This is a genomic window from Mycoplana sp. BE70 (assembly GCF_031455855.1).
Taxonomy (GTDB): Bacteria; Pseudomonadota; Alphaproteobacteria; order Rhizobiales; family Rhizobiaceae; genus Mycoplana.
Genome location: NZ_JAVDTM010000004.1, coordinates 416,818 through 428,408, shown reverse-complemented (window position 1 = coordinate 428,408; position 11,591 = coordinate 416,818). Strand labels below are relative to the sequence as shown.

Sequence of the window (11,591 nt, the reverse complement as noted above, 5' to 3'; positions counted from 1 at the left end):
CAAGCCAAGGCGACGAACAAGGCCGCGCGAGATCCGACGCGAAGCGCGTTCTGCCGGAGCAATTTAAATTGCGCCTGCAACTCGAAGAAAGGTCCGCCATGGGAGGCGAGAAATTCACCCAGAACGGGATCGGGGCGCAGGGAAGACTCTTCCTCATTCATTTTCGCTGGGGTCGGAGTAGCAATCTCGTTCATCTACCAAGCCACTTCTTCAATATGATCTGGTAACCTATTTGGATCCGAACAGTACTTGTCTCGGTTTGCGAGATCGCGTCTCCTGGCCTGGAAAAGAACGCGTCTATCGCGCGCTCAAACCTACCTACGTCCCGGTTAATGGAGCGCACTCCAACGGCAACGCCCGATATGCCGCGGCGGCAGGCGGCGGAGGACTTGCCGTTCACTGACCCAGTTCCTCCGCCCAGATAGCGTCGACTCGCTGATAGAGACCCAAACTGACCTGAAACGGCTGAGCATGAAAGCAAAGCAGCACTCGAAACAGTTGATCGAACTTCCAACATATTCACATTGGCAAAGCCGCGATCCCAACTTGACGAGAAGGAATAAATGGAAATCATCGCGGCCTCGCGTTTGCCGATGAGGCTCAGTTTAAGGGCTTGGCCTCCGGGAACTTCCACTGGCCGCTGACGATGGATTGTTCCGGACGATAAAGCCGTACGGTGTAGTTCCAACCCTCAACGATCGGCAGGCAGTTTGGGACTTTGCCGTCACAGCCGCCGAACTGGACAGTCACCGAACTGTCCGCATTCTTCTCCGCGGTGATGTCGTTGACCGAATAGGCATTGTAGGCGTTTTTCTCGAAAAAGCCTTTTGGGTTGTAGACGCTGATCGACCAGAAAGCCTTCACCGGCACGGTCTTTGGCACGTTGAGAGTGTAGACCGTTTTGCCGTCGTTTTTCGCGGGAGTGAAACTCGGGTACATGGCGTCCTTTTCCGGAATACCACCCCATCCGGAGGCTGTGCCAATTAAGTGCTGGATCGGATCGACCTGGCCGCGGGCTCCAAAGGAACCGTGATACGACGTCTGATGTTTTGCGAGCATGAGCAACCCATTGCGGATGTCTGTGAGGTCTTCTTCATCCCAGTTTGGAAGGTCAAGCTTCCCTGTCTCCTTCTGGCTGACCTTTATTGCATCCTGAAGCCTGTGGACCTCGTCGAGATCCTTCGGATCGTTGGGATCAACCAGCGTCCGGACAGCGACGAAGGCATATCTGGTGCCAACCGATTTCTGCGTCAGCTCAACCGGTTCCGTCCCGTAGGCGACGATTGGCAGGTAGTGATCCTGATCGACGACCATCATCGACATATAGCGCTTGCCCGCGTCAGGCAGCGAGAGCGTTACCGGCCCACCAGCAAGATCAAACACTGCAAACGAATAAAGCGTATCCCGATTCATACGGATGACCGTTTGCTTATCGATCGATACGGGCTCCCGAGAGTGCTTAAACTTGCCCAGTCCGCCTATGTCCTTTGCGTTGGCTGAGAGGTAATGGTCGGTCTCAGCGCGGACGAAATTGTCAACGGTGACGGGCATCTTGCTGTCTCGCGACTCGGCAAATGCCACACCGGCCAGGCCAATGCCTTGACTAACTAGTGCGACGGCCGAGAACACAGCCATTTGGTAGATTTTCTGCAGCATGCAACGGCTCCTCAATATGCAATCCTGGAAGGCCACCTGCGGATGGCCGAGCAATTCAATGGCGATGAAAAAGAAGGCAAGAGATGTCTCGCCGTAGTGGCCGGCCGGCTGCAAGGTGCAAACCACGCGAGCAACATTCTGGGGTCCGGATGGCTTTATCACTTTGAGATTTCTCGCTGAGCGACCAATACCTCCGTGTCTCGTGGTCTCCTTTTTCTAGCGTGAAAGTTGATACACAGCCTTCAGGCAATGAACTGGGTCAAATCGGACAATTGAGGATAGAAAAGTAATTCGCATGTCGCGGGCAGACGCCGAACGCATTGTGTGGCATGCCTGCTTTCTTTGTAGCCTGGAACCCATCGGCGGATCATTTCATACGAAACGACGATGCCGCGCTCCAGCAGCAATTCCTCGACCAGGTGCGGGCTCAACGGGAACCGAAAGTGCAACTGTGTTCTTCACCCCCACCAACTCTGCGCCTCACTCACTGACAGCGTGTTTATGTGACGACACTCCTAACCGGAATTTCGACCTTCTTATCGAAAACGGGTGGCGTTCTACTTGGGGAAGAGAAAGGTGATGCCGGCACGCACACCCCAACCGTCCGGACCGTTGTCGGGTGCCGCAGCCCAGTAGCGTGCGCCGACCGAGAAGCTTACCGGCTGCTTACCGATCACCGCGAGCTTCGATACTGTAAAGTTGACAGGCACGCTCCAGTGGGCGCCTTTCCAGTCATAAGTGCTCTCGGTGTCGAGCCCGATCGTCCAAGCGTTCTTCGTTGTATAGGAGACAAAGGGTTGCAGAAATGTGGAGCTGACGTCCGACCGCTTGTTGTCACCGGCGACAGACCAGATGTGATTGCCGAGCGCGCCATATGTCCAGGACCCCTCCTGTTTCAACACGACCCCTGTCGGACCGAGCCCCCATTTCTCTGCGCCGAGAAGCGGATCGGTTCCCGTAGGCAGCAGAAAGGCGGGCCCAGCGCCCCAGATTATCCCACCGGCGGTTGGCTGCTTGGGTGAAAAGAAGAAGCTCTGCACAATATCGCCGAGACCGAACTGGCTGCCCGATCTCCCCGCAATATCGTGCTGTGAGATGACCGGAACAATCGTGCGGGAAATGACATTCCAGTCCTCGTTGATCGAGAACGGAATGACCGGCTGGATGTTCAGAACCGATTTGCCGCCGTCAGCGGGACCATAGCCCTTGTCATAGTTGAACTGGAACGGAACGCTAATCAACGACGCCACGGGATTCGACAATTGCTTGGCAAGATCGGCGTCCTCTGCGGCAGCCGTACCGGCCAGGCTGGCCGCCGCCATCAGAAGCAGGAGCGATTTCGGTATCATAGAAGCCTCAACTGAAATCGTCCGGCTGCTGCTTGAGTTTCTCATGTCAATTGCCACTCGTAAGATTAATTCGATTGCTGCCGAGGCAGCACTAATTGGACTTAACGCGCGCAAAACATCCGCCGTTACAGTGAAAGAACCGCCAAAACGTCAGATATGCTGCAATGCCAGGCGTTCGTTCACGGAGACGCCGTTGCATTGCGTCTAAAAATGGAAAACCAACCCCAGGATCGGGCCTTTCTGCACGACGTCATAGTCAAAGCCGCCGGAGCTGTAGTCGACGCCCATCGCGCGATATCCGGCCACTGCCGAAATGCTATCCTTGATTTGGTAGCCGAGGGCACCTGCGACATCCCAATCAAGATCGGCCTGCCCGGCGCCGACATTCCCCCAACCCGTGAGGTAGAATTGATCCGTGAGGAAATACGTTCCACGGAAACCTGCGACCGCATCGACCCAGGTGGCGCTGTCTTCGCGGCTTACGCCATCGAGGACGTCGCCGGAGAAAGATACCCGGGTGCTCGCGTACCAGAAGCGCACCCCGGCAGTCACGGCCAGATGGCTTCGGCCATTGGTCAGCAGGCTGTAGCCGCCTCCCACCAGGCCCGAAATCGTCTCGGACGTCACACCGATCTTGTTCGTCAAAATCCCGGCGGGGCTGTGGTCACCTGCAGACAGCTTCGTGTAGATAACGTCGCTGAAAACGCTGAAACGGTCATATCTGCCCTCAGCCACGCCCATGAAGGCGAAATCCAGATCCTTGAGTATATGGCCGAAGTCGGACTTCACGCTCGCCGGCGGAAGGCCAAACTGCCCGACGGTTCCGTCGATGCCGGCAGCCCAGAAATACGGGCTGGCATTGAACTGCCATCCGGACGAGGTGCTGTCGGCTCCGGGCTGGAATGGCAGGAACTGCTTGTCCGCAGCATTCGCCGAAGGCGAAAGCGTCAAAGCCGATGCGAATACAATTGAGCATACTGAAAAAAGCTTCATTTTCTCCTCGATAACGGCCGACGCCCGCCGGCGAAGGAATGTTTACCGGCGAAACAGGAGACGCGTGTACGACCTGCTGATTGCGCCACTTCGCTTGCCTTTCGCATCGAAGTATCTGTCTTCGCGGCATAGCCGCTCTTTGACGTCGCAGAAGATGCCATTGGCAAACGTGAACTTCGTCCGGTCGAAATCACCTTGTGAAAACAGCTTTATTGCAGCCTTCTTGCCAAGGTGCTTTTGCGTCAACCGGCGCGAAACGCCCGTATTGTCGGCGCACATGTAGCGATCACAGAGCACGCCTTTCTCCGGTGAGCGTAGCCCGTTCGCCGAAGCGGGTGTCGCAAACGCTGCAGCCAGCAGTCCCACGAGAGGCAGGAGGCTTTTTCTTGTTTGCATGGGGACCACCGTATTGCGGCTGTTTGCTGAGGGCAGGGCCGGACGCAACATCAACCGGCTCGTGGAATACTGAAAATTGTACAGAAGCCTATTGTCTTATCGCGCCGACAGAGCGGCTTCCTCCGCAACGCAGCTTGATGCCTCAGCCGCCCCGGCAGTCTTCAATTCGTCGCGTGCCGCCGCGACATCCGAGAGGAACTCTGCATTGTTATGCAGTTTTGCGACCGTCGCCGAACCCATGATGCGTCCCGCATCGACGTCGCTCTGCCAATGTGCATCGCAAATTACGCGGCTCTGGCCGAATTCCATGCCGCGTTTCATCAGGGCATCGGCGCGTTTCGGGCTGATTTCGCCCAACACCAGCGCCCAGGCCCAGCCAGCCGCCGTATGGCCCGAGGGATACGAGCCGTCGGTTCGCAGCAGCGGCTCCTGATCGGGATAGCAGGTGCCTTCATTGTGGACCACGAAAGGACGCGTGCGATTGTAGGTATTCTTCACCCCATACGTCGACAGGCCAGCATCGGTCAGGACCTTCTGCATCAAGCGATACAGATGAGGTGTCTTTTCCTCCGTGATATCGACGCCCATCGCGCAGGAGAAGTTTTTCGCCGGCTGCGGAAATTGCAGATCAGCGTCTGCACGCGCCAGATCCCAGCGCGGCGTACCACGCAGCGGTATGGTTGCGGCTCTGAACTCTTCGTCACGCGCAAGCGCCGCACTATCGTCCGCCGGCGGCGGGCCGAGCAGCACAAGGCTGTCGGGCAAGTCCTTTTCCGCGAGATATCCCGGCGCCAACTGAAAATGAGGATCGGTGATTTCCGGCTGGGATGCACTTTCCGCACCAGCCGAGCCTATGCCAAAGCCGACAAATAAGATCGCCGACAACAGAGCAGATTTATGGATATTTTTTAGCATATGAGGCCCGCCTAACGATCTGTCAAAAATAGCGAAAGCATATATTCGAATATCCTCAAACGTAAAAGGATAATTGCAGGAAATAAACTGACGGATTCACTAGATTGACAGAGCGCGCAGCCAAATAAGCAGTGGCTAATAGTCAACCAAAATGATCAATAGTTTCCTTCTCCATTTCGCCACATTGCTTTGCCAAACTTGAAAACTTCGTACATAGATTTTCCTCGAAGCACTGTGTCAAACCGGACAATTGAGGGGAAAAATGGTACGTATGTCTCGGGATGCAGCAGAGCGCATCATATGCGGCGACGGCTGGCTGGCTCACATGTCCGAAGCCTTCAGAGCGCGGTTGCTACAGAATGCGTTGCTTCTCAAGTTTGATGCTGGCCAGATCATGTTTCGGCCAGGCGATCCGCCTGGAGGCATCTACGGGCTGGTCTCGGGAACGGTGACCGTGGACACGGCGCCTCTCGATTCGATGCCGCGCCTGATCCATATCGCTTTGCCCGGCGGATGGACGGGCGAAGACAGTTTCATGACCGGTGAGCCAAGGCGAATCGAACTATGTGCCCGAAGCGAAACCTGGGTGATGCACGTACCACTGGATGTGATGGAGCAGATGGCAGCAGCCGATCCGAAGGTCATACGGGCTTTCGGGGTCATGTCCATCCTCTCGTCGGACGTCCTGCTGCGTGTCGTGCACGATCTGCAAAGAAAGAGCGCGAGCTCCAGAGTGGCGTCGGTCCTGCATCGCATGTCGTGGAAATCAGGTGCGTCACTCTCTGTTTCACAGGAGAATCTCGGCATCATGGCGAACGCGTCGCGCAAGCAGGTCAACGGTGCAATCAAGCGCTTTGCGCAAGCCGGCTGGGTCGATATCGGTTATCGAACCATAACGATCACTAACGCTCTGGCGTTGCGACGATGCGCTGAAGAGGAACTCGGCGACTGACTTCCTGCAGTGGTCGGCGCTCAATGTGCTGATTGTAGTGGGGTCCGCTCCTTCCAAGGAAGTCGAGTATGATGTCCACCATCGAAGGAAGAAGAGCGATCCTGTCAGTCTCGGGGCCTAATCCCAGACCTTGGCGGCAAGGACTCTGATGTCCGCTTTTCGTGTTGGTATCCCAGCAGCGGACGGTCGGCCATCGGCCCCAAATCGGCCAACGCTCCGTGCGGGGTGCGCGATGCCCCTTGTGGGTTTTCAACGATATCGGGGCTGTCAGAGGATGCCGACGAACTCATGCGACCGGGGGAGGTATTCGTTGCCTTCTTGGTCGGAATGTGGCGAGAATCGGGCTAGAGTCATTCGTGACTCAAATTACTAAACTATTGAAATTTAAGCTGCGTGGCGCTCCCTCCGGGCCCACCATTCCCATCGTCCAAGTATTTTCAGACAACTTTCGCATGACTTGCGAAAAGGGATATCCGCGTCGCCAGAAGATCCGGTGCGGGTGAGGGGCTCGTCCTCGATCTTGGGGGATGACGGATCAATATTTGAGATCGATGGTCGTGCTGAATTCGCCGTTCATCAGTCGCTTCAGGTGAAAGCCGGCAAGCGGGTCCTCGGGGTTGCGACCAACCAGTGCAGCGAACGAAGCCACGGCACGAGGATCGCCGGCCTCCAGCTCTTCGAAGGCGGCCATGTACGCCTGTGTTGCGGCGCTGGCATAGCTTTCGGCCTCAAGCGGCTCGAAAGCGCGGATCGGCTTGGCCCTGCCTCTGAGCAGGAGGTCGCCAACCGGGCGGCCGCAGAACCGCTGGATGTTCGCTGCGAGGCTGGCACTCACGCAGATACGGGTGCCAAGCGATTTGTTGGCCGCTTCCAAGCGTGCGGCGACGTTGATCGTGTCGCCGTAGGCGCTGTAGTCGAAGAACCTTCCTCCGCCGAAGTTGCCGACCACGGCCGTGCCGGCATGCGCGCCTATCCGCGTGTGGCCAAGGGTTATTCCCTTCCGACACCAGTGTTCGCGGAAAGACCGGGCGAAGGCATCAAGTGCGAGTGAGCAGGCGATCGCGCGACTGGCATGGTCCGGCTGCTCGACCGGCGCGCCGAACAGCACGTGGAGTGCGTCGCCAATGATCTTGGCGACGGTACCGTCATGGGCGAAGACTATGTCCGTCATGCCGACGATGTAATCATTGAGGAGTTGACCGAGCACGTTCGGCTCGATCGTTTCCACCAGCGTCGTGAACCCCGTCAGATCGGTAAAGAGCGACGCAACTTCCCGGCGCTTTCCACCAAGATCAGGGGCATCGGCGCTCCTGGCCAGGCGTTCGGCGAGATTTGGCGAAAAGTAGCGGGAAAGCGATGCTCGCGCCTGCTCGGCCGCCGACTGCCTGCGCTGCGCCTCGCGCAGCGCCTCCACGTGGTGGATCGTCTTGACGATCGTCGCCTCCAGATCGGGAAAATCGATCGGCTTCGTTACGAAATCATATGCGCCGCGGTTCATCGCGATCCGGATATTGGCCATGTCGCTGTAGGCGGAGACGATTATCGTGGACAGATCCTCGTCCCTCTGCCGAAGCTTCGCCAACAGCGACAGGCCATCCATACGCGGCATGTTGATGTCGCTTAGCACGATATCGACGTCGGTGTTGGCCCCAAGCACGGCCAACGCGTCGATGCCGTCGCGGGCGAACAGGAAACGCAGCGAGCCGTCGCGAATCTCTTTGCGGAACTTCTGGACGAGGAGCATCTCTAGGTCCGGCTCGTCATCCACAACGAGTATGTTCGTGCTCATGCGGCGCGCCCAATTCGGATGTCGATTTCTTCCCGCAATGCGACAAAGTCGATCGGCTTGGTCAGCAGCGCTTCTGCACCGTTTTCGATGGCCCTTCGTTTCGTGTCCGGATCGCCATAGGCGGTAATCATGATCACTGGCACGTCAGGCCGCAAGCTCCTCGCCTTGGGCAGCAATTCGAGCCCGCTCATCCCCGGCATGTTGACATCGGACAGTATGAGAATGAGCGTCACGTCGGCCGCATTGGCGATCCGCTCGAGTGCTGACGCCGCCGATCGGGCAAACTCCATCAAAAAGCGACCTGTGCGCAGGTCATGGCGGAACTGCTGCTTGAAGAGCAGCTCGATGTCAGGTTCGTCATCGACCACCAGGATAAGAAGGCTCATGATCTGCCCTCCGGTATCGCTATTACGGCCGCAATCCGCGGCAACCGGATGCGAAACTCGGTGTATCGGCCAGGTTCCGTGTCCATCTCGATCGTACCGGCATGCTGCTTGACGATGATATCGTGGCTGAGCGACAGACCGAGGCCCGTCCCCTCGCCAGCAGGCTTGGTCGTGAAGAAGGGATTGAATATCCTTTCCCGCAACTCTGGGGGAATGCCGAGGCCATTGTCGCGGATTATGACCTCGACGCTGTCGCCCAGGTTTCTGGTCACCGCTGCAAGCGTCGGCTCGTAACCGTCGCCCCGCTCTGACGCGGCGCGTTTGCTGGTTGCATAGAAGCCGTTGGAAATCAGGTTGAGCAGCGCGCGCGTAATCTCCTGCGGATAAAGGTCGATCTCCCCGGCTGTCGGATCGAGCGATTTCTCCAGCGTGATGTTGAATCCCTGCTTTTCGGCTCGGGCCCCGTGATAGGCGAGACTGAGACTCTCCTCGACGATGGCATTGATATCGGCTGGTCGGTGCTCGCTTGCGCCCTGACGCGAGTGCAGGAGCATGTTCTTGACGATCGAGTCCGCCCGCTTGCCGTGCTGGATGATCTTTTCAAGGTTGCCCTTGAGCATCGCTGTGCGCTCATCGATCTCAGCGCGCGTGGTGTCGTCGGTTGCCGCGCCGTCGAACAGTTGCTGAAGCTCGTCGATCAATTCGACCGACAGCGCCGAGAAATTGTTGACGAAGTTCAGCGGGTTCTTGATCTCGTGCGCGATGCCGGCAGTGAGTTGTCCGAGCGAGGCGAGCTTTTCCGTCTGGATCAACCTGTCCTGCGCGGTTTTGAGCTCCTCGAGCGAGCGCGACAGTTCCTCGGTTCTCGCCTGGACTTCCTTGAAGAGACGCACGTTTTCGATGGCGATAACGGCCTGATCGGCGAAGGTTGACGCCAACTCGATCTGCTTGTCAGTAAAGGGCCGCACGGTCGTGCGGGTCAATGCGAGCACGCCGATTGGTTTTTTTTCCCGCAAGAGCGGTACCCCAAGCACGGTACGGAACCCGCCAAGTCTTTGTGCCTCCGGCATTGCGTACTCCGGATCATCGAGGACATCGGCAACCTGGACCGGTCGGATCTCGTGAAGGGTTCGCCCGACGATGCTCGCGCGGCCTGGCTCCAGCGGGAGAGCTCGGAAATAGTGGTCGAATTCCTGCGAGAAGCCGAAACCTGCGACAGGGTAGTGGGCGTCTCCCATCGGTCGGGTCATCGTTGCCATGTCCGCCTCGCAAAGGCGAGCAGCAGACGCGACCAGGGTATCGAGCACTGCCTGCAGATCGAATGCGGAGCGGCTGATGATTTTCAGGACCTCAGCGGTCGCAGTCTGCTGCTCCAGCGCCTCGGACAGCTCTGCTGTTCTCGCCTTCACTTCGTCGAACAGTCGCACGTTCTCGATCGCAATGACGGCCTGGTCGGCAAAGGTCTGGATGAGCTCGATCTGCTTCCTGGTAAACGGCCTGACTTCGGTCCGACGAATGACGAGGCCGCCGATCGCTTCGCCCTGCCGCAGCAGAGGAACTGCCAGAGTTGTCCGGTGGCCCATGCGGACCGCCATCTTGTATCCGTCCGGAAAGTCGTCGGGCACGGCGATCATATCAGGCACATGGACGGGACTTCGTTCAACCACGGCTCGCCCGGTCACCCAGCTCCGTGCCACAGCCCAGCCAGGGAAATCGATCGGAATTGGGCCATGGTGTGCTCGCAGGTGGAGCATGTCTCCATGTTTGAGGAATATCGCCGCGTCGTAAGCCTCGCACAATCGCGCGGCGGACTCGACTAGCGTGTCGAGGACGGTCTGGAGGTCGAAGGCCGACCGGCTGATGACCTTGAGAACATCGGCGGTTGCCGTTTGTTGTTGCAGCGATTCTTTCAGCTCGAGGTTCCGTTCCTCCAAATCGGTAAACAGCCGAGCATTCTCGATGGCTATTCCTGCCTGGTCGGCAAAAGTCTTGAGAAGTGCGACCTGGCGAACGGGGAACAACCCCGGATCGGGTCGTGCCACCACGATGGTTCCGATCGGAACACCCTCGCGCATGATCGGTACAGCTACCACGCTTCGGTAGTTCGAGGATTGAGCACCGATGACGGTATGGGCCGTGTATTCGGGATCGACGCGCCAGTCCTCTATCTGCTCCACCGATCGGCTGAGGATCGAACGCCCGGCGGCACTACCTCGATGCGGCGGGGCTGGAGGCACTGCGCCTTCCGGTTTCAGCCCGTGATGCGCCACGAAATGCAACGATTCGCCATCATAGCGAAACACGTGGCAATGTTGAGCGCCGCAAAGTCGGGCGGCACGCTGGGCGATCGTGTCGAACACCGGTTGTCCATCGGTGGGCGAGGTCGAGATGACGCGCAGGATTTCGCTTGTTGCAGTCTGCTGTTCGAGTGCCTCGGTGAGCTCTTGGTTACGTGCCCTGGCCTCATTGGAGTGCCGAACGTTCTCGATGGCGATCACCGCCTGATCGGCGAACGTTCGCAGCAGTTCGACCTGCCGCTCTGGAAAGAAACCGATTGCGCGCCGGGTAACGGCGATCGATCCGACCGGACGCCCCTTCCACAAGAGTGGTACGCCAATGGCGCTGTGGTACGCCACGATCTTCGCCAGCGGCAGCGCCTGATAATCAGGATCCGTAAAGACGTCGGGAATCTGCTCGATAACACCGCTGATAAAGACCCTTCCCGTGACGTTGCCTCTATTGGGTTTCTGCGGGAACATGGCACGTACCGCTTCGATGCCCTCGCGCGAAATGCCGTGATACGCAGCTGGATGTAGAAACTCTCCATCAAATCGAAATACGAAACAAAATTCCGCCGCGCATAGCCTTGCTGCGCTCTCCGCTATCGCGTCGAACACCGGCTGTACGTCGTCCGGTGAGGTCGAGATCACACGCAGAATTTCACTCGTCGCCGCCTGACGTTCGATCGTCTCGGCCAGCTCGCGCTTCAGCAGGTTTACTTGATGCCTGAGGCTGAGGTCCGAAACCTCCATTTCTGCCCCCTCGGTCTACAGCGACGCGCTCGGAGAGGACCCCAGCGATCCGCATCGACATGCAAGTGATCAACAATCAACTTCGGCAGAAGGAGAGAATAGCCTATCTGACCAGCGGTGACG

9 protein-coding genes and 2 pseudogenes are annotated in these 11,591 nt (G+C 57.9%); 1 reads left to right on the top strand and 10 read right to left on the bottom strand.

The window, feature by feature from the left end:
- From J2Y48_RS10445 to J2Y48_RS10415, 7 genes and pseudogenes are all read right to left on the bottom strand, one after another.
- A pseudogene (locus J2Y48_RS10445) lies at window positions 1-194 on the bottom strand (hypothetical protein); the annotation flags it as partial.
- Between the two features lie 406 nt (window positions 195-600).
- Entirely contained in the window at window positions 601-1,656 is a 1,056-nt protein-coding gene (locus J2Y48_RS10440; RefSeq protein WP_310416767.1) for a DUF1254 domain-containing protein, read from the bottom strand.
- 356 nt (window positions 1,657-2,012) lie between these two features.
- Window positions 2,013-2,105: pseudogene (locus J2Y48_RS10435) on the bottom strand (IS6 family transposase); the annotation flags it as partial.
- A 108-nt stretch (window positions 2,106-2,213) separates the two neighbouring features.
- Window positions 2,214-2,978, bottom strand: coding sequence for a transporter (locus J2Y48_RS10430; RefSeq protein WP_405030203.1), 765 nt, complete (start codon window positions 2,976-2,978; stop codon window positions 2,214-2,216).
- 231 nt (window positions 2,979-3,209) lie between these two features.
- Window positions 3,210-3,998 (bottom strand): hypothetical protein, encoded by a 789-nt coding sequence (locus J2Y48_RS10425; protein ID WP_310416764.1) that lies wholly within the window; start codon window positions 3,996-3,998, stop codon window positions 3,210-3,212.
- A gap of 42 nt (window positions 3,999-4,040) precedes the next feature.
- Window positions 4,041-4,445, bottom strand: a complete 405-nt coding sequence (locus J2Y48_RS10420; RefSeq protein ID WP_310416762.1) for a YcgJ family protein — start codon at window positions 4,443-4,445, stop codon at window positions 4,041-4,043.
- Between the two features lie 45 nt (window positions 4,446-4,490).
- Window positions 4,491-5,309 (bottom strand): phosphatase PAP2 family protein, encoded by an 819-nt coding sequence (locus J2Y48_RS10415; RefSeq protein ID WP_310416761.1) that lies wholly within the window; start codon window positions 5,307-5,309, stop codon window positions 4,491-4,493.
- Between the two features lie 325 nt (window positions 5,310-5,634).
- Here J2Y48_RS10415 and J2Y48_RS10410 point away from each other — a divergent pair, with 325 nt between their 5' ends.
- A complete protein-coding gene (locus J2Y48_RS10410) occupies window positions 5,635-6,261 on the top strand; it encodes a Crp/Fnr family transcriptional regulator (protein WP_310416757.1) in 627 nt (208 codons plus the stop codon).
- A 535-nt stretch (window positions 6,262-6,796) separates the two neighbouring features.
- Here the strand turns inward: J2Y48_RS10410 and J2Y48_RS10405 are convergent.
- Genes J2Y48_RS10405 through J2Y48_RS10395 form a run of 3 tightly spaced genes read right to left on the bottom strand, consistent with a single transcriptional unit; the run spans window position 6,797 to window position 11,468 of the window.
- Complete coding sequence (locus J2Y48_RS10405; protein ID WP_310416754.1) at window positions 6,797-8,050, bottom strand: response regulator; 1,254 nt, start codon at window positions 8,048-8,050, stop codon at window positions 6,797-6,799.
- Window positions 8,047-8,436: a response regulator gene (locus J2Y48_RS10400; protein ID WP_310416750.1), complete on the bottom strand. Its 390-nt coding sequence runs from the start codon at window positions 8,434-8,436 to the stop codon at window positions 8,047-8,049. The genes J2Y48_RS10405 and J2Y48_RS10400 overlap by 4 nt, the downstream gene beginning before the upstream one ends.
- Window positions 8,433-11,468 (bottom strand): GAF domain-containing protein, encoded by a 3,036-nt coding sequence (locus tag J2Y48_RS10395; protein ID WP_310416748.1) that lies wholly within the window; start codon window positions 11,466-11,468, stop codon window positions 8,433-8,435. Before J2Y48_RS10395 ends, J2Y48_RS10400 begins: the two co-directional genes overlap by 4 nt.
- Window positions 11,469-11,591 lie beyond the last annotated feature (123 nt).